This is a genomic window from Burkholderia sp. 567 (assembly GCF_040545115.1).
Taxonomy (GTDB): domain Bacteria; phylum Pseudomonadota; class Gammaproteobacteria; order Burkholderiales; family Burkholderiaceae; genus Burkholderia; species Burkholderia ambifaria.
On sequence record NZ_JBEPLG010000002.1, the window covers coordinates 50785 to 71393 of the forward strand.

Below are 20609 nucleotides of genomic sequence, written 5' to 3' on the forward strand. Positions count from 1 at the left end.
AACACAGACGATTCCCATGACCCCATCCCTTCCTTCCCGCGCACTCGATGCAACCGTCGAAGCGGCCGTCCTCTCGCTCGCCGGCGACGTCGCAGGTCGCACGTTCGACGCGTCGGACGCAGAGCGTGCGCTGCACACGCTGGGCTTCGATTCAGTGCAGCTCGTCGAATTGTCCGGATGCCTGAGCGACTACTACGACCTCGATCTCGATCCGACCGTGTTCTTCAAGGCGCACGCACCCCGCGCGATCGCCGCGCATCTGGTCGCGCAGCACACGGCCGAGGTTGCGGTCAAGCACGGCTTCGAGATCGGGAGCGATGCGAAGGCGGGGGCCGACGCGCCCGTCAGCCGCGTGGAAGCCGACGATACGCATGACGATGCAGAAAGCGACGTCGCGATCGTCGGCATGGCGGGCATCTTCCCGCAATCGGCCGACCTCGACGAATTCTGGCGACACCTTGCCGCGGGCGACGATCTGATCGCCGAGACGCCGCCGTCACGCTGGGACTGGCGCGCGGCCGACGGCGAGCCCGCGTCGCGCTGGGGCGGCTTCATGCCGCGGATCGAATATTTCGACGCCGCGTTCTTCGGCATCTCGCCGCGCGAAGCCGAGCAGATGGACCCGCAGCAGCGCCTGCTGGTGCAGACCGCGTGGTCCGCGCTCGAAGACGCCGCGGTCCGCCCGTCCGATCTGATGGGCAGCGACGCGGCGGTGTACGTCGGCGTCAGCACGTCCGACTACATGGCGCTGCTGCCCGGCGCGGACGGCCATCTCGCGATCGGCAACGCGCACGCGATGCTGCCGAACCGGCTGTCGCACCTGCTCGGCACGCACGGACCGAGCGAGGCCGTCGACACCGCATGCTCGAGCTCGCTCGTCGCGCTGCACCGCGCGGTGCGCGCGCTGCGGCGCGGCGAGAGCAGCGTCGCGATCGTCGGCGGCGTCAACGTGATGCTGACGACGCGGCTGCATCGCGCGCTCGCCGCCGCCGGCATGCTGAGCCCCGACGGGCGGTGCAAGACGTTCGACGCATCGGCGAACGGCTATGTGCGCGGCGAAGGCGTCGCGGCGCTCGTGCTGATGCCGCTCGACCGCGCACGCGCGGGCGGCCATCCGGTGCGCGCGGTGATCAAGGGCAGCGCGGTCAACCACGGCGGCCGCGCGGCGTTCCTGACCGCGCCCGACGCGAACGCGCAGGCCGCGCTGATCGCGGCCGCGTATCGCGATGCGGGCGTCGACCCGGCAACCGTTTCGTACGTTGAAGCACACGGCACCGGCACGTCGCTCGGCGATCCGATCGAAGTACAGGCACTGCGCCAGGGCTTCGACGCGTATGCGCGCGAGTGCGTCGATGCGCACGCGCCGGCGCGCTGCGGCCTCGGTTCGGTCAAGACCAATATCGGGCACCTCGAAGCGGCGGCGGGCCTCGCGGGCGTCGTCAAGGTCGTGCTCGCGATGAACCGGCGGATGCTGCCGCCGAGCCTGCATTGCCGCAAGCCGAATCCCTATCTGAAGCTCGACGACAGCCGCTACCACGTCGTCACGGAACCGACGCCTTGGCCGGACTCAGCGACGCCGATGCCGCTGCGCGCGGGCGTCAGCTCGTTCGGCTTCGGCGGGTCGAACGCGCACGTCGTGCTGCAATCGGCGGATGCGCGACCGATCGCGCCGGCGAGCGCGTCCGATGCGGCGGGTTCGTTCGCATGGTTCATCCCGCTGTCGGCGCGCACCGACACGGCGTTGCGCGCGCGCGCCGCGCAACTCGCAAGCTGGCTCGATGTCGAGCATGCCGACGATGCGTGGCTGCCCGCCCTCGCGAAAACATTGTCGGTCGGCCGCGAGCCGATGGCATGCCGCTTCGGCATCACGTGCGCGTCGCTCGACGATCTGCGCGCGCAGCTTGCGATCGCGCTGGACGGCCCTGTCGATGCGCTCGCGCGCGACGACGCTCGCCTGCGGCCGCACGCGAACGCACACGCGGCGTGGCTCGCGGGCGGATCCGAGCCGCTTCCCGCCGCGTGGGACGAAGCGACGCCGCGCATCCGGTTGCCCGTCTATCCGTTCGAAGGCGAGCGGCATTGGCCGACCGACGAGGCCGCACACACGCGCTTCGCGCTCGCCCCCGACGGCGACGGCGCATACCGGCTGTCGATCGGACCCGACGCGCCGCTCGTCGCCGACCATCGGCTCGCCGGCGAGCCCGTGCTCGCCGCCGCCGCGCAGATCGTGATCGCGTGGCACGCATTCGAACCAAGCGCGATTGAAACGGACACGAACGTCGCACTGCACGACATCGAATGGCTCGCGCCGATCGCGGTCGGCGCGCCGACCGATCTGCGCGTCACGCTTGCACGCGACGAAGAGGTCAACGCCGACGCACGCTTCGCGATCGCCGTCTCCCCCGCCTTCGATACGCCGCTCGGCCGCGGGTGCGCGACACGGATCGCAAGCGCGCCAGCCGGCGCGTCTGCGCTCGACCTCGCAGCGATCCGCGCGCGCTGCACGCAACCGATCCCGGCCGCTACCTGCTACGACGCGTTCGCCGCAATCGGCATCGATTACGGCCCGACCTTCCGCCCGCTTCGCACGATCGCGGTCGGCCGCGACGAGGCGCTCGCCGAATTCGACGCGGCGGCGCTCGCGGGCACGGCGGGCGACGCGCGCATCGTCACGCTGCTCGACGGCGCGTTCCAGGCGATTGCGGGCCTGCAGCTCGCGGACGCGGGGCGCATCGAAGGCGCGCAGCTGCCCGCAGCGCTCGCGCGCATCGAATTGACCGGACCGATTGCGGACATAAGTCACGCGTGGGTCCGCGAAGTGCCGAACGAAGCCGGCCGTCGCACGTTCGATCTCGATCTCGTGACCGCGAGCGGTGAATCGTGCGCGTCGCTGCGCGGTTTCGCGCTTGCCTCGGCACGAAGCCAGACCTCGCGCGAAGCGCCTTGCCTCGCGACGCCGGGCGACCATCTGCTCGCGCCGCAATGGCTGCCGACTGCTGCGAACGCGACGCCCACGCGACGCACCGGCACGTTGACGATATTGGGCGGCACACCGGCCCAGCACGCCGCGCTCGCGGCGACACACCACCCGATGCCGCCGCGCCTGGTCGACGACATCGCCAAACTCGACGCGCACATTGATCACCTGGTCTGGCTGCCGCCCGCGGCAGCGGACGCGAATGCGCCGCTCGCGCACCGTGCGGGCCTCGACGGCTTCCGTCTCATCAAGCGGCTGCTCGCGCTCGGTGTCGGCGATCGCGCGTTCGAGCTGACGGTGCTGACCGCCCGCTCGTGGACGATGCCGGACGACGCGCCCGCGTTCCCCGCACACGCGGATCTCGCGGGACTGTGCGGATCGCTCGCGAACGAATACCCGCATTGGCGCGTGCGGCTCATCGATCTGTCCGACGCCGACGCGCTGCCGCCCGACTGGCAAACGCAGGACGCCGAAGGCGGCCATCCGCTGCTGCTGCACCGGCACGGCCAATGGTTCGCGCGCCGGCTCGTGCCGCTCGCGGCGTTGCCGTCGCCCGCCGAGCCGCCTTACCGGCCGGGTGGCGTCTACGTCGCGATCGGCGGCGCGGGCGGCATCGGCCGCGTGTGGACCGAGCACGCGATCCGCACCTCCGGCGCACAAGTCGTGTGGATCGGCCGACGGCCGCTCGACGCGCAGATCGACGCGCGCTGCGAAGCGCTCGCCGCGCTCGGGCCGCGCCCATTCTATTTCAGCGCCGACGCGAGCGACGTCGACCGCCTGCGCGCCGCGCGCGACGCGGTCCTCGCGCGCTTCGGCCGGATCGACGGCGTCTTGCACACGGCGATCGTGCTGCAGGACGGTGGCCTCGCGCAGCTCGACGACGCGCAGTTCAGCGCGGCGCTGAACGCGCAGGTCGCGACGACCGCGAACCTCGCACGCGTGTTCGGCAACGACGCGCTCGACTTCATCCTGTTCTTCTCGTCGCTGCAAAGCGCGTTCGTCGCGGCAGGCCAGAGCAATTACGCGGCGGGCTGCACGTTCCGCGACGCATTCGCCGACTGGCTGCGCACGCAGGTCCGATACGCAGTCAAGGTCGTGAACTGGGGCTACTGGGGGGAGACGGGCGTCGTCGCGTCCGACGCGTACCGCCGGCGTATGGCCGCGCTCGGCATCGGCTCGATCGAGCCAACGGCCGCGATGGCAGTCGTCGACGCACTGCTCGTCGCGCCCGTCAACCAGGTCGGCTATCTGAAGACGGTGGCGCGCGCCGCGGTGCCGACGCTCGCGCCCGCACTCGCCGCGCGCATCGCGCCGCGCACGGAGGCGCTCGCCGATACGCCGCTGCCGCGCGTCGACGCGACGGGCGACAGCCCACAGTGGCAACACGCGCTTGCGTTGCTCGATCGCGCGATGGCGCGTCGCCTGTTCGCGGAACTCGGCGCGCTGCGCGTGTTCGGCGACGGCGATGCGCCGGACGACGACAGGTTCGACCTCGACGCCGCGCTGCGCGCCGGCCGCATCGCGCCCGCATACCGACGCTGGCTCGCCCATGCACTTACGCTGATCGCGCGACACGGCCACATCGCGTGGGACGGCCGCACGGGCCGCATCGCCGGCGCACCGCCGTCCCTCGATATCGCGCGCACCGAATGGACCCAGGTGCGCGCCGAGCTCGAGCGCACCGCGCTGCTCGATGCCCACCTCACGCTCGCCGACGCGACGCTCGACGCGCTGCCGGCGATCCTGCAGGGCAGCGTATACGCAACGTCGATCCTGTTTCCCGACGGCGACCTGAGCCGCGTCGAAGCCGTCTATCAACGCAACGAGCAGGCGGACCGCTGCAATCGCGCGCTCGCCGATGCGGTGCTGCACCTGGTCGGCCACCCGGCGGCCGCGCAACCGGCGACGCTCGCCGAGATCGGTGCGGGCACCGGCGGCACGACCGTGCCGCTCCTCGCGGCACTCGACGCGAGCGGCGTGCGGCTCGGCCGCTACGACTTCACCGACATCTCCAAGGCGTTTCTGCTGAACGCCGAGCAGACGTTCGGCCGCGGCCGCAACGTGCTGCGCTACCGGCTGTTCGACGTCGAGCGGCCCGTCGCCGGACAGGCGCTCGACGCCGGCGGCTACGACGTCGTGATCGCGACCAACGTACTGCACGCGACGCAGGACATCGGCGTCACGCTGCGCAACGCGAAAGCGCTGCTGAAGGCGGGCGGCTGCCTGATCGTCAACGAGTTGCTCGAAACGCACTGCTTCGCGCACGCGACGTTCGGCCTGCTCCCGGGCTGGTGGCGGCATCGCGACAGCGCGCGCCGGCTGCCGGGCAGCCCGCTTATGTCGCGCGACGGCTGGATGCATGCGTTGCGCGAAGCCGGCTTCGCGGTGTTCGACGGCGACGCGGCCGACGCCGCGCCGGCGGGCCAAGGCGTGATTGTAGCGGTCAGCGACGGCGTGATTGTGCAGCCCGCGAGCGCCGACGCAGCCGACGATGCCGGCGCCCGCGTAAACAGCGCGCCCGCGGCCACGTCGGCCCTCCACGCGCCCGTGGGTTCGCCAACCGGCGCGAACCTGCGCGAGCGCTGCGTCCAGTGGCTCGCGCAGCTCGTCGCGCAAACGCTGAAGATGCCCGTCGGCAAGCTCGCGCCGGATCAGCCGCTCGGCAATTACGGCGTCGACTCGATTCTTGTGATCGGCCTGACGAAGACGCTGCGAGAAACGCTCGGCGTCGCGCTGTCGAACGCGACGCTGTTCGAGCACCCGACACTGAACGCGCTCGCCGACTTCTTCGTCGCCGAGCATCGCGCCGCATGCGAGCGCGTGCTCGGCAGCGACGCGGCAGCCGCGGCGAATGCGTCGCCGGCGGAACGCGTGATCGTGCAACCGGACGAGGCGCTCCCGCACGCGCTCCCCGCGACGCCCTCGAACGCCAACGACGCCGCCATCGCCGTGATCGGCATGTCCGGCCGCTACGCGCAGGCGGACAACCTGCGCGAGTTCTGGGCGAACCTCCGCGCGGGCCGCCATTGCATCACCGAAGTGCCCGCCGAGCGCTGGGACTGGCGCGCGCACTTCCACGCGGAAAAAGGCGTACCGGGCCGCACCTACAGCCGCTGGGGCGGTTTCCTGAAGCAGATCGACCGCTTCGACGCCGCGTTCTTCCGGATCGCGCCGAGCGACGCGGCCCACATCGATCCGCAAGGCCGCCTGTTCCTTGAGGAATCGTGGGCGGCGATCGAGGACGCCGGCTACACGCCCGCGACGCTCAGCGCGAGCCGCCAGGTCGGCGTGTTCGTCGGCGTGATGAACGGCGACTACCCGACGGGCGCGCAGTTCTGGAGCATCGCGAACCGCGTGTCGCACGCGCTCGACCTGCACGGCCCGAGCCTGGCCGTCGACACCGCGTGCTCGTCGTCCCTGACCGCGATCCATCTCGCGCTCGAGAGCCTGCGCGGCGGCACCTGCGACTGCGCGCTCGTGGGCGGCGTCAATCTGATTCAGCATCCGAGGCATCTGGTCGGACTGTCGTCGCTGACGATGCTGTCGGCAGGCGACGCGTGCCGCGCGTTCGGCGCGGGCGCGGACGGCTTCGTCGACGGCGAAGGCGTCGGCGTGCTGGTGCTGAAGCCGCTGTCGCGCGCGCTCGCCGACGGCGATGCGATCCACGGCATCATCCGCGGCAGCATGATCAACGCGGGCGGCAAGACGCACGGCCTCACGGTGCCGAACCCGCGCGCGCAGCAGGCCGTCGTCGGCGGCGCGCTCAAGCGAAGCGGCGTACCCGCGCGCGCGGTCGGCTACGTCGAGGCGCACGGCACCGGCACCGCGCTCGGCGATCCGATCGAGCTCACGGGCCTCACGCGCGCGTTTGCCGACGCGATCGCCGATCGCGGCTTTTGCGCGCTCGGCTCGGTCAAATCGAACATCGGCCATTGCGAAAGCGCGGCAGGCGTCGCGGGCGTCACGAAGGTGCTGCTGCAGATGAAGCATCGCGAGCTCGTGCCGACGCTGCACGCGGACGAGCCGAACCCCGACATCGATTTCGCGCAATCGCCGTTCGTGCTGCAACGCACGCTCGCGCCGTGGCCGAAGCCGGATCTCGACGGCTGGCCGCGGATCGCGGGCGTGTCGTCGTTCGGCGCGGGCGGCGCGAATGCGCACATCGTGCTCGAAGAGTTTGTCGAGTCGCGCGTCGCGACCGGCGACGACCACGCCGGCCCCGCGATCGTCGTGCTGTCCGCCGCGACCGACGACGCGCTGCGCCGGCGCGCGCAACAATTGCGCGCGGTGCTCGCTGACGGCGAAGTCGATGATGACCACCTGCACGATCTCGCCTACACGCTGCAGCTCGGGCGCGACGCGATGGCTTCGCGTTTCGGCTGCGTCGTCGCGTCGGTCGGCGAGTTGCACGCGATGCTCGGCGCGTTCGTCGAAGGCGATGCATCGCGCGGCTGGCACGCGCACCGGCTCGCCGGCGACCGCCACGGCCTCACCGATCTCGACGCCGATCCCGAATTGCGCGCGTCGCTCGTCGATCAATGCATCGCGACCGGCAAGCTCGACAGGCTCGCGGCACTCTGGTGCAAGGGGCTCGGTGTCGACTGGTCGGCGCTGCATCGCGGCTGCACGCGCCGGCGCGTGCATCTGCCGACTTACCCGTTCGAAGGCCCGCGCTACTGTCTCCGCGACGATGCGACGTTCGCGGCCGAACCCGTGCGCGAATCGACGGCCGATAGCGCGCTTACAACGCACGTCACGAACGCCACCTTGCCGGGTTCGTCGACGCCCGATGTCGCCGCGCTCGTGCGCCGGACGGTCGCGCAGTTGCTTGGCTATCCGGACGTCGATATGAGCGAGTCGTTCCTGTCGCTCGGCGGCGACTCGATCCGCGCGGCGCGCGTGCACCGGTTGCTGCAACAGTCGCTCGGCGTGAAGATCCCGCTCAGCCTGATGCTCGAAGCGCAGACGCTCGCCGAATGCGCGCAAGCGATCGATGCGTTGCTGACGGAGAAGGGACGCTCGACTGCGACCGGCATCTCGTCGGACAGTGCATCGTCAAACCGCATGCCGATCGAGGGCGCGCCCACGCGAGCAACCGCGCCGACGCAGCACCTGGCCCCCGCGCCACGCGATGCTCGCCCGCGCGTGCACACGCTGTCGTCGAACCAGCAGCAGTTCTTCTTCCTCGACCACCTGAACCCCGCGAACCCGGCGTTCAACCTGCCGGGCGCGCTGCGCGTGCGCGGCGAATGGCACGGCGACGCGCTCGAAGCCGCGTATCAGGCGCTCGTCGATTCGCACGACGTGCTGCGCACCCGCTTCGTCGTGCGCGGCGGCGAGCCGTGCGCGGAGGTCGCGCCGCACCGCACGGCGACGATCTGCCGTCACGATCTGTCGGCGCTGTTGCCGAAGCATCAGGTCGCACGCGTCGCCGAGTGCCTGACCGAAGCGAGCCGCGAAGGCTTCGCGCTCGACCAGGGCGAGCCGAGCCGGCTGACCGTGCTCGAATTGCGCGACGACGACCACGTCATCCTGCTGAACCTGCATCACATCGTCGGAGACGCGGTGTCCGTCGTCGTGCTGCTCGACGCGCTCGCGCGCGCCGCGCTGACGGGGCAAGCGTGCGTGCCGAACCCTGCGCAGCCGCAATATGCGCAATGGGCCGCGCGCGAACGCGAAGCCTTGCCGGCAACGGTCGAACGCGAACTGCCGTACTGGCTCGAGCGGCTGCGCGACGTGCCGCCTCCCTTGCCGCTGCCGTGCGACCGCGCGCGACCGTCCGTGCCCAGCTATCGCGGGCAGAGCGTGCCGCTCGCGTTCCCGGCGGAACTGACCGCGCAGCTCGACGCATACTGCAAGACCCACCGGCTGTCGCGCTTCGTCGTGCTGCTCACCTCGTTCAAGGTCGCGCTGCGCGTGCTGTCGGGTCGCGACGACGTCGTCGTCGGCAGCCCTTACGCGAATCGCGCCGACGCCGACACGGCCGACATGATCGGCAGCCTCGCCTACGCGCTCGTGCTGCGCACGCGGCTCGGCGAGGCCGAGACGTTCGCCGACGCCCTCTCGCTCGTGCGGCGCACCGTACACAGCGCGTTCGATCATCTCGGCGTCCCGTATCCGCGGCTCGTCGAAGCGCTGAAACCGGCGCGGCACGGCGGCGCAAATCCGCTCTACCAGATCATGTTCAACGTGATCCCGATGCCGGTGCTGCCCGACGGCGTCGAGCCCGTCGAAGTCGAATCCGGCTGGCTCGACTACGACATGTTCGTGCGACTGCGCGCGTCGGATCGCGCGATCGAGGGCGTGCTGCAATTCAGCGCCGACCTCTTCGATCGAACGACCGCCGAGGCCATCGCCACCTATTACGTCGAACTGCTGCGCACGCTGCTCGCGCATCCGTCGCTGCCGCTCGCCGGTCTCGTGCTGCCCGCCGAACTCGCGCGCGAACGGACGATCGCCGGCGCGATGCCGCCGCTGCGCATCGAGATCGCATCGACGTTCACCGACCGCCCGCTCGCCGGCACGTTGCGCTACTGGGGCACCGCGACCGGCCAGCCGATCGAGCCCAACTTCGCGCCATACGGCCAACTGTTCCAGACGCTCTACGATCCGTCGACGCCGTTCCATGCGAATCGTCACGGCATGAACGTCGTGCTCGTCCGACCATGCGACTGGCTGCGCTATGACGACGCGGACGATGCCGACGCCGGCGACGTCGGCGGCGTGAAAGCCGGACGGATCGCGCGCCATGTCGACGAACTCGCCGACGCGCTGAACGACGCGGCGCCGTCGCTTGCGGTGCAGGTCCTCGTGCTGGTGCTGCCGGACGACGCCGCGTCGCTCGCCGCGCACGATGAACGCATCGACGCGCACGACGGAGACGCCGTGATCGACTCGTCGCTCGCCCCTTACCTCGCGCTCACTGCGGCACTCGCGGATCGGCCGTCGATCACGGTCGTGCACTGGCGCGACGTCGCCGCGATCTATCCGGTTGCCGCCGTGTTCGATCCGCACGCGGACGCGACGGGCCACGTGCCGTTCACGAGCGAGTACTACGCGGCGCTCGCGAGCTACATCGCACGCGTCGCATACCAGCACGCGTCGGTACCGCTCGACGACGCATGGAACCGGCTCGCCGCGCAGATCCGCGACGACGCCGAGCACCTGCTTGCCGCGCCTGCCGATAGCGCACACGCAGGTCGCGCGCCGTACGCGCCGCCGACGAACGAAGCAGAAGCGACGCTCGTGCCGATCTTCTCGGCCGCGCTGAAGCTCGACGCACTCGGCATCGACGACAACTTCTTCGACTGCGGCGGCCACTCGATTCTCGCGATCGGCGTCGTCTACCAGATCAACGCGGCATTCGGCACGTCGCTGTCGGTCGCGGACATCTTCATGGCGCCGACCGTGCGCCGCCTTGCCGAGCGGATGCGCGACGCGCCGGACGGCCCGGAGTACGTCGACCTCGCGAGCGCGGCCGTGTTGCCCGACGACATCGCGCCGCTGCCGGCGCCGGCGGCCGAGACGCCGCACGCGCTGCTGCTGACGGGCGCGACGGGCTTCGTCGGCCGCCATCTGCTGCGCGAGCTGATCGACCGCACCGACGCGACGATCTACTGCCTCGTGCGCTCGCCGGACGCTGCGCAGGGCCTCGCACGCATCCGTGCGACGCTCGAACGATGGTCGATGTGGCGCGACGGCGACGACGCGCGCGTGGTCGCGGTGCCGGGCGATCTCGGCCGCCCGCGGATCGGCCTGTCGGCAGCCGATCGCGCGCGGCTCGTCGCCGAGGTCGACGCGATCTATCACAACGGCACCAGCATGAACCATCTCGAATCGTTCGAGATGGCGCGCGTGGCGAACGTCGACGGCGTGGTCGAGCTACTGCGGATCGCGACCGAAGGTAGGCCGAAGACGTTCAATTACGTGTCGACGCTCGCGGTGTTCAGCATGCGCGAGCGCACAGGAACGCACGTGTTCGCCGAATCCTCGCCGATCGACGCAGAAAGGCACCCGTCCGACCAGGGTTACACGACCAGCAAATGGGTCGGCGAGCAACTTACGCACCTCGCGGCCGCGCGTGGCGTGCCGTGCAACGTGTTCCGCCTCGGCCTCGTGACTGGCGACGTGCGGCACGGCCATTACGACGAGCAGCAGGCGTACTACCGGCTGCTGAAGAGTTGCATGCTGATGGGCGCCGCATTCGACGATTTTCGCTACGACCTGGTGATCACGCCGGTCGACTACGTCGCGCGCGCGCTCGCACATCTCGGCGCGAAACATCCGCGCGGTGGCGGCGTATTCCATCTGTCGACGATGCAGGTCACGCCGATGCGCACGGTGTTCGAGATGATGAACGCGCATCTGGCGACGCCGATGCGCATGCTCACGCACCGCGCGTGGATCGACGAGCTGCGCGTGCGCTACCGGCGCGGCGACGTGCAATCGATCGTGCCCGTCGTGCAATGGATGATGAACATGAGCGACGCGGAACTCGCGAAGCTCGCGCGCGAGCGCGAGGAAACGACGTTCATCTACGACTGCACGGCGACGCATCGCGAGCTCGCAGAAGCCGGCATCGTCGTGCCCGTGTTCGACGACGCACTGCTGCAGCGTTACCTGCGCGGCATGTTCGACGACGACGCGGACCTGCGCGCGCCCGCCAACCGTCCGGACGACGGCGAGCGCGCATCTCCCCTTCACTCCCATACGTGACAACCATGAACGATCTCATCTATCAAGACGAACATGCATCGCTGCAGTCGCTCGAAGGTCTCAACGTGAGCGTGATCGGCTACGGCATCCAGGGCCGCGCGTTCGCCGCGAACCTGCGCGACAGCGGCATCTCCGTGCGCGTCGGCAACGTCGACGACCATTACGGCGAGCTCGCGCGTGCGGAAGGCCATCGCGTGACGAGCATCGCCGAAGCGGTCGCGCACGCGGACATCGTGCTGCTGCTGATCCCGGACGAAGCGCACGGCGGGGTGTTCGACGTCGACATCGCGCCGAACCTGCGCGAAGGCGCGCTGCTGTGCGTCGCGCACGGGCACTCGCTCGTGCAAGGCGAAGTGCGCCCGCTCGCCGGACGCGACCTCGCAATGCTCGCCCCGCGCATGTACGGCGACCCGATCCGTCGCTACTACCTCGCCGGGCAAGGCGCGCCCGCGTATTTCGACATCGTCGCCAACCACACCGGCCGCGCGCGCGACAAGGTGCTCGCGATCGCGCGCGCGGTCGGCTTCACGCGCGCGGGCGTGATGGCGCTGAGCTACCGGCAGGAGACGTTCCTCGACCTGTTCCAGGAGCAGTTCCTCGCGCCGGCGCTCGTCGATCTCGTCGAGATGGGCTTCCAGGTGCTCGTCGAGCGCGGCTTCAGCCCGAAGGCCGCGCTGCTCGAAGTCTACGGCTCGGGCGAAATGGGCAAGATGATGCTCGACGGCGCGGACATCGGGCTCGACGAAGTCGTCGCGCTGCAAGGCTCGCCGACCTGCCAGGTCGGCTATCACCGCTGGCGTGGGCGCACGCTGCCCACCGCCGTGCGCGAGCTCGCCGCGCGCGTGCTCGACCAGATCGACAGCGGCGAATTCTCGGCATACCTTAAGGAACACGCGTCTAACGACTACGCGTCGCTCGACGAGGCGCGACGCGCGGTGCTGAAGCGGCCGCTCAACGTCGCCCACGCGGAAGTCCGCGCGGCGTTCCGGTTCCCGACCGAGGCCGCGGGCGAGCTCTACCAGGCGCCGGCAAAGGCCGCCGATGCCGAACCGGAGGTCGTGCGATGAGCGCCCGGCGCCTATACGTCGGCGCGACGTTCACGGCGTCGCCGCTCGATCCGCTGTTGCGCGCGCGGGGCTTCGAGGAGGTCGCGTTCACGCGCTACAACCAGTTGCTGCAAGCGCTGCTCGCGCCCGATCCCCAGCACGCGGACGACGCGACACTGCTGCTCGTGCGGCTCGCCGACTTCGTGCGCCACGAAGCGAACGACCACGCGCAAACGCCGGACGCACTCGCCGCTCTGCTCGCGCAACGCGCGGATGCGTGGCTCGAAGCGCTATCGTCGTTCGCCGCCGGCCGGGCGACGCCGCCCCGCATCGTCGTGCTGCCGTCGGCCACGCTCGACGCGCGCGGCGCGGCGCTCGCCGACTCTTGCCGGCGGGTCGAACGCGCGCTGCTCGACCTGCCCGGCTTGCGCGTGCTCGATTGGACCGACTTCGTCGCGTCGAGCGCGATCGCACAGCCGTTCGATCCGGTCGCGGACAAGCTCGGCCACGTGCCGCTGACGATCGACGGCTTCGCGGCGTTCGCGCGATGGCTCGCCGAGTGCTTTCGCAGCGAAGCCAGTGCGGTCGGCACGTCGATCGGCACACCGCCCGGTACCGCGGCGCCTGCAACGCCCACGCCGTCGCTCGCCCGCTTCTTCGAGCGCCTGAAATTGCGCATCACGAGCGTTCCGCTCGACGACGAAGCGGCGCTCGCGAAAAGCGCACGCCTGAGCCATACGGCCGCGACATTCCATCTAAGCGGCCATGCGTATCTCGAATCCGACCTGCTCGATGTGACTTCGCGCGATGCGTGCGGACTCGCGCTGACCGTCGCCGACCGCTTCGGCCAATACGGCTACAGCGGCTTCGCGCTCGTGCGCTCCGACGCCGGCCTGCCCATCCTCGCCGAATTCGTGCTGAGCTGCACGGTGCTCGGCAAGCAGGTCGAGCACGCCGTGCTGCTCGCGCTCGCGCTCGCGGCGCAATGCGCCGCACTGCCGGCCATCGCGCTCGACACCATCCGCACGGGCAGTAATCAGCCGGCCGTCGACTTCATTGACGCGATCGCCGCGCAAGCGTGCGTCGCCGTCGATCGAAGCGGCCAGCGTGCGCCGCTACGCATCGCGCCGGCCGCACTCGCCGATGCGGTACTCGCGTGCGCCAAGGCGCCGCAAGCGCTCGCGGCAACCGCGCAGGCACTCGATCTCGCGCCACTCTTCTCCCGCTCAACCGCTTCCTTGGCCACCCATCGATGAACGCAAACCTCGACGCCTTCACGCCCTCCTACACCGCGCCCACCGCCGACTGGTGGGCGCGCGACCGGCTGCACTACCGCGACGGCGTGCTGCATTTCTGCGGCCGCGACGTCGCCGAGCTCGCGGCCGCGTTCGCCGATCCGGTGTTCCTGTACGACCCGCAGCGCGCGGTCGACAACGTCGCGCGCCTGCAACGCGCGCTCGGCGGCCTGCAACGCGGTGACTTCCGCATCCTTTACGCGATGAAGGCGAATCGCTTCCGTCCGTTGCTGTCGGAGCTGCGGCGTTCGCCGATCTTCGGCATCGACGTTTGTTCGCCCGAGGAGTTGTGCGAGGCGCTCGCGTGCGGCTTCGCGCCAGCGCGAATCTCGTACACCTCGCACGGGATAATGCCGGACGAGGCCGAGTTCCTCGCCGCGCTGCCGGACGTGCACGTGAACTGCGACACGCTGAGCGCGATCGCGCTGCTCGGCAGCCGCTCGCCCGGACGCGAGATCGGCATTCGCGTGAATCCCGGCGTCGGCATCGGCTACGGCGACAGCGAGCGCCTGACCTATGCGGGCGCGACCGTCACGAAGTTCGGCATCTACGCGGAGCAGTTCGGCGCGGCGCTCGACCTTGCCGCGCGTTACGGCCTGACCGTGACGTGGCTACATTGCCACGCAGGCTGCGGCTATCTCGATCCGCAGCTCGAGTCGTTCGAGCGCGTGCTCGATGCGCTCGACGCGTTCGTCGCGCGCGTGCCGGGGCTGCGCGGCATCAATCTCGGCGGCGGGCTCGGCCTGCCGCATCGCGCGACCGACCGGCCGCTCGACCTCGAACGCTGGCGCGCGGCCGTGCACGCACGCTTCGGCGCGCGGCCGCTCGCGCTCGCGATCGAGCCCGGCGACTTCATCGCGAAGGACGGCGGCATGCTCGTGCTGCGTGTCGCATACGTCGAGCTCAAGCGCGACCTCCGCTTCGTCGGGCTGAACGGCGGCTTCAATCTCGCTATCGAGCCCGCGTTCTACGACCTGCCGTGCGAACCCGTCCCGTGCGTGCGCCGGCCGGGCGCCGCGCAATCGGTGTGTCTCGCCGGCAACATTAACGAGGCGCTCGATCTGTGGAGCAAGGACGTGAGCCTGCCGCCCGTCGAGCCGGGCGACTTCGTCGCGCTGCTGAACGCGGGCGGCTATGCGTCGTCGATGAGCTCGAACCATTGCCTGCGCGGACAGTTTCGTGAGCTCGCACTGTTCGACGCCGCTCCGCACTGACCCCAACCTCAACGACAAGGAACCCCAGCGTGTCCTCCTTATCAACTCAATTGAGCGCTCTCGGCAGCCGGATCTTCACGAGCGCGCCGTTCGCCCCCGGCGTGTCGATGCAGAATCTCGCCGAATGGTCGTCGCTCGCGCACGTCCAGCTGCTCGGCAAGGTCGCCGCCGAGTTCGGCGTCGACATCGACATCGAAGAAGCCTATCGGCTCGACAGCTTCGAGCGGCTGTTGCAGTACATCGAGCGGCAACGCGGGCCGAGCGGCGACGCGCCGCAGGCATCCGCGGCGCCGGACGCGGAGGCCGGCGCAGAACCCGACACGATCGGCGCGCTGCTGCGCGCGCGCGCCGACACGCTGCCCGACCAGCCGTTCCTGCTCTTCCCGGCCGACGATCGCAGCTACACGTATCGTGCGTTTTACGGGCTCGCACGCGCGGCCGCCGAAACGCTGCGCGAGCACGGGCTGCGGCGCAGTGACCGCCTGTCGGTCGTGCTGCCGAACGGCCCCGAGTTTCTCGCGTACTACTTCGGCGCGCATTTGCTCGGCATCGTGTCGGTGCCGATCAATCCGGCGTTGAGCGCGGCCGAGTGCGCGTACATCGTTCGCAACAGCGGCGCGAAGCTCGTCGTGTTCGACCGGCGAATGACCCATCTGCGAGATGCGGTGCGCGCCGAACTCGGCTGTGGCAATGGCGCCGATAGCGTCACGCGCGTCGCCAGTGCGGACGCCGCCTCCGGCTTCGGTGTCGAAGCGCTCGCGGCCGCGGCCGCACATGCGTCGATCTCGCCCGATCCCGATCTCGCGGCCGATGATGACGCGAGCATCCTCTACACGTCCGGCACGACGGGCCACCCGAAGGGCGTCGTGCTGTCGCACCGCAACCTCCTGTCCGACGCGCGCGCGCTCGTCGACTGGTTCGCGTTCGTGCCCGGCACGCGGACAATGTGCATCCTGCCGCTGTTCCACAACAACGGCCAGGTGATCACGCTGCTGTCGCCGCTGATCGCGGGCGGCAGCTCGGTAATCCTCGAAGGCAAGTCGGCGCTGCCGTCGTTCTGGAAGCTGGTCGACACGTTTCGCGTGAACTGGACGAGCGTGATGCCCGCGTTCCTGTCCGCGTTCCTCGAATACGGGCTGAAGCGCACCGACGACACGCTGCGCGGCATCGTCTGCGGCGGCCAGGTATTGCTCGACGAAGTCCGCAACCGCTTCGAGAGCGAATACCGCGTGCCGGTGTTCGAAGGCTTCGGGCTTACCGAGACGACGTCGTTCGCGACGATGAACCGCCATCCCGCCGAGCGCCGCCGCTTCGGCTCGATCGGCGTCGCGCTGCCGTGCAACGCGCTGCGGATCGTCGATGCGGACGGCCGCGAGGCTGCGGCGGGCGAAACGGGCGAGATTCTGATCCGCGGCGAGAACGTCGCGACGCGCTACCACGCGCGCGCCGAGCTGAGCGCCGAGCGCTTTCGCGACGGCTGGCTGCATACCGGCGACTACGGCTACTGCGACGACAAAGGCAACTACTTCTTCGCGACGCGCGTCGACGACCTCATCATCAAGGGCGGCGAGAACATCTACCCGGCCGAGATCGAGAACGTGCTGCACGGCTGCGACGACGTCGTCGAATGCGCGGCGCTCGGCGTGCCCGATCCAATCCTCGGGCAGGACGTGTGCGTGTACGTGAAGCTGCGCGCGTCGTCGACGCTCGGCCAGGACGACGTTCGCCGCCTGTGCGAAGGCCGCATCGCGAATTACAAGTGCCCGCGACACGTCGTGCTGCTGAACGGGCTCGACGATCTGCCCGAGCTGCCGAAGGGCCCGACGCGCAAGATTCTCCGCCGCAAGCTGCTCGAGCATTTCGCGACGCTGCGCGAACGGGAGCATGTGTTGTCCGGCGACGCCGTCCGATCATGAAGGAGACGCCATGAAGCTCGTACTGTTCCTGCATCTGGTTTTCGTCGCCGCGTGGATGAGCTGCGTGATCGTCGAAGGCATCTTCGAACACGCGATCGATCAGAGCCCGGAGCAGCGTACGTTCATCTCGAACCTGCACTGGGCCACCGACAAGTACGTCGAGATTCCGGCATTCACGATCGTGCTCGTCTCGGGCGCGATCATGCTCGCTCATCGCATGCCGACGCCGCTGTTGCTGACGAAGGTCGGGTTCGGCACGCTAGCGATCGCGTTGAACTCGGCGTGCGTGTGGATCGTCGTGCGGCGCCGCCACTACGCGGCGCGCGACGACTACGCCGCGTGGGAGCGTATCGATCGCGTGCAGCACAAGCTCGGCGGGATCGTCGCGGTTACGATGCTCGCCGCGCTCGGCATCGGTGGCTACATGTTCGCGGGAGCATAAATGAAGGCATTGATTTTTCCCGGCCAGGGCGCGCAGGCGGCAGGCATGGGCGAGGGCCTCTTCGAGCGTTATCCGGCGCTCATCGAAACGGCGGACGACGTGATGGGCCTGTCGGTCGAGCGGCTTTGCCTCGACGATCCGGACGGCCTGCTCGCCGACACCCGCTATGCGCAGCCCGCGATCTTCGTCGTCAACGCGCTGCACCTCACCGCTTGGCGCGACGCGCACGACGACGCCGACGTCTGGCTCGCCGGCCACAGCCTCGGCGAATACAGCGCACTCTTCGCCGCGGGTGCGTTCGACTTCCGCACCGGGCTCGAGATAGTCAAGCGGCGCGGCGAGCTGTTCGCGTCGGTGAACGGCGGCGCGATGGCGGCCGTCGTCGGCGTCACGGCGGCCGAGCTTGGCCGCCGGCTGCACGCCGCCGGCCTCGACGACGTCGATCTCGCGAACTTCAACAGCGCCGAGCAGACCGTGATTGCGGGTCCGGCAGCATCGATCGACGACGCCGCGCGCATGCTCAACGCATGCGGCGACGTCACTGTGCTTCCGTTGAATGTGAGCGGTGCCTTTCACTCGCGCTGCATGACGCCGCTCAAGCCAGCGTTCGAAGCATTCGTCGCGCGCTTCGCGCTCGACCGGCCCGCGCGGCCCGTCGTGTCGAACGTGACAGCGCGCCCCTACCAGCCGCCCGGCACGCCCGCCGACTATCTCGTCGAGCAGCTCGACCAGCCGGTGCGATGGCGCGACAGCGTCCGCACCATGCTGCGCGCGGGCATCGACGAATGGGTCGAGCTCGGCCCCGGCCGCCGAATTCTCACGCGCCTGGTCGACGCGATCCGGCGCGAACCATCCGGGCGCCCCGCCGCGCTGCAACCTATCCCCCTTTGAAGAGGCTCGATCCGACATGTCATCCATTCAGTCCGCCCTCGCCACCTGCCGCTCGCTGACCACGCCGCCGCCGCTCGCGCCCGCAACCCATTTCGCCGACGTGCTGCGCTTTCGCGCCGAGACGACGCCCGACGAGTTCGCGTACGGCTACCTCGGCTTCGGCCGCATGCCCGATCGCGTGATGCGCTACGGCGACATGCATCGCCGCGCGCTCGCAATCGCGCGCGAGATCGTCGCGCATGGCCGTCCGGGCGATCTCGTACTGCTGATCTTCCCGTCCGCAGCCGACTTCATCGAAGCGTTCTTCGGCTGCCTGTACGCGGGCCGCATCGCCGTTCCGGCGCTGCCGCCTCGCACCGAGAAGGAGCGCCGCCGGCTGATCTCGATCTGGCGCGACTGCGCGCCGTCGTTCGCGATATGCGGCAACGGCGAGATGGACGCCGTGCGCGCCGAGCTGAGCGCGGCAGGCGTTGTCGCGCCGCCGTGCCGTGAAGTGGGCGCGATTCCCAACGACATCGGCGACACCGCGCCCGCGCTGCCCGCCCTCGCGCCCGACAGGATCGCGTTCCTCCAGTACACGTCCGGCTCGACGTCCGATCCGAAGGGCGTGATGGTCGGCGATGACAATCTGCTCGCGAACGAGCGACTGCTGTACCGGCATTGCGGAAGCGACCGCGATCGCTGGCTGATCGTGTCGTGGCTGCCGCATTATCACGACATGGGGCTGATTTGCGGGATCCTGCAGCCGATCTATGCGGGGCGGCCCGCGGTATTCATGTCGCCGCAGGATTTCCTGCAACGGCCAGCGCGCTGGCTACATGCGGTGTCCGACTATGGGGCAACCTGCAGCGGCGGACCTAGCTTTGCCTACGATCTTTGCCAAAGACGCGCAGATCGCATGGATGTCCAGGCGCTCGACCTTTCTTCTTGGGAAAATGCGTTCAACGGTGCGGAGCCTGTACAACCGCGAATCATGCGCAAATTTGCCGACTCGTTTGCGTCCGCCGGCTTTCGCTACGACGCATTCGCGCCGTGTTATGGGCTCGCGGAGCTGACGCTCGTCGCGACATCGACGCAGATCGACGCGCCCGTCGTGATCCGCCGCGCGCACTACGCGGCGCTCGCCGACGGACGCTTCGAGCCGCACGAAGGCGACGGCCGGTCGATCGACGTCGTGTCGGTCGGTGCGCTCGCGGATGCGGACCAGACGTTCCGCATCGTCGATCCCGCGACGGGCGAAACGCAGGTTGCGGCCAGGATCGGCGAGATCTGCGTGGCAAGCGACAGCGTCTGCCACGGCTACTTCGGCCGCCCGGAAGCGACCGACGCGACGTTCCGCGCGTACCGCTCGGATGCGTTTCCGAACGGCATGCTGCGCACGGGCGACCTCGGCTTCGTCGACGATCGCGGCCACCTGTTCATCACGGGGCGGATCAAGGACCTGCTTATCCTGAACGGCGTGAACTACTATCCGCAGGACATCGAAGGCGCGGTGCTGAACGTGTCCGACCGGATTCGCCCGAACCGGCTCGCGGCGATCATGGTCGAGCGCGACGGGCAGGCGGGGGTCGTCGTCGTGCTCGAGACGATCGGCCGGTTCGACCTCACCGCGCTCGCGCCGGAAATCAGCCGGGAAGTGTGGGACGCGTGCCAGTTGACGCTGAGCGGCGTCATCCGCGTGAAGAAGGGAGAGATCCATACGACGTCGAGCGGCAAGATCCAGCGTGCGACCTGCGCGAAGATGCTCGCGGACGGCACGTACACGATCGAGGATACGTATCTGCACGACGCCGCGCGGACATGGCTCGCGCCCGTGATCGAACGGTGCACGTCGGCCACGCTCTGATCGTGCGCATCCTCGCATCGCGCGCGCTGCCGGGGTATAGTCCGGCGGGGCGCGGGACCGTTCAATCGCCTTGAACGGTCCCGATTGAAATGGCCCGAAGAAATCAGGCAGGTCAGCCCGAACACGCCCGCGCGAAGTTCGCTATTCGGCTAGTGCCAGAAATCGTCGCCCGCAACTATTGGCATGAACTGCCGTTCTACCATGTGCGCCGGATGGTCATTTCGCACTCTACAACAGTTGGCGTTTACGATAAGAGACTTGCGTGGT

General features: G+C 69.5%; 8 protein-coding genes. All 8 read left to right on the forward strand.

The features are described 5' to 3' along the window. Positions 1-16 precede the first annotated feature (16 nt). From ABIC50_RS05720 to ABIC50_RS05755, 8 genes are read left to right on the forward strand one after another with little or no spacing between them, the layout of a single operon-like run. Positions 17-11692, forward strand: a complete 11676-nt coding sequence (locus tag ABIC50_RS05720) for a thioester reductase domain-containing protein (RefSeq protein ID WP_354162244.1) — start codon at positions 17-19, stop codon at positions 11690-11692. A 5-nt stretch (positions 11693-11697) separates the two neighbouring features. Beyond that, on the forward strand, positions 11698-12759 hold the full coding sequence (locus ABIC50_RS05725) for an NAD(P)-binding domain-containing protein (protein ID WP_354162247.1): 1062 nt from the start codon (positions 11698-11700) through the stop codon (positions 12757-12759). Beyond that, positions 12756-13994 (forward strand): fkbH domain protein, encoded by a 1239-nt coding sequence (locus ABIC50_RS05730; protein WP_354162250.1) that lies wholly within the window; start codon positions 12756-12758, stop codon positions 13992-13994. The genes ABIC50_RS05725 and ABIC50_RS05730 overlap by 4 nt, the downstream gene beginning before the upstream one ends. After that, complete coding sequence (locus ABIC50_RS05735) at positions 13991-15247, forward strand: type III PLP-dependent enzyme domain-containing protein (protein WP_175742582.1); 1257 nt, start codon at positions 13991-13993, stop codon at positions 15245-15247. Before ABIC50_RS05730 ends, ABIC50_RS05735 begins: the two co-directional genes overlap by 4 nt. Positions 15248-15276: 29 nt before the next feature. Beyond that, positions 15277-17163 carry an AMP-binding protein gene (locus ABIC50_RS05740; protein WP_175742584.1) on the forward strand — a complete coding sequence of 629 codons (1887 nt, stop codon included), beginning with the start codon at positions 15277-15279 and terminating at the stop codon, positions 17161-17163. Between the two features lie 10 nt (positions 17164-17173). Continuing rightward, complete coding sequence (locus tag ABIC50_RS05745) at positions 17174-17605, forward strand: hypothetical protein (RefSeq protein WP_175742586.1); 432 nt, start codon at positions 17174-17176, stop codon at positions 17603-17605. Then, on the forward strand, positions 17606-18496 hold the full coding sequence (fabD, locus tag ABIC50_RS05750) for an ACP S-malonyltransferase (protein WP_354162252.1): 891 nt from the start codon (positions 17606-17608) through the stop codon (positions 18494-18496). It begins immediately after the preceding gene. Positions 18497-18512: 16 nt separating this feature from the next. After that, positions 18513-20342: a fatty acyl-AMP ligase gene (locus ABIC50_RS05755; protein WP_354162255.1), complete on the forward strand. Its 1830-nt coding sequence runs from the start codon at positions 18513-18515 to the stop codon at positions 20340-20342. Positions 20343-20609: the final 267 nt, after the last annotated feature.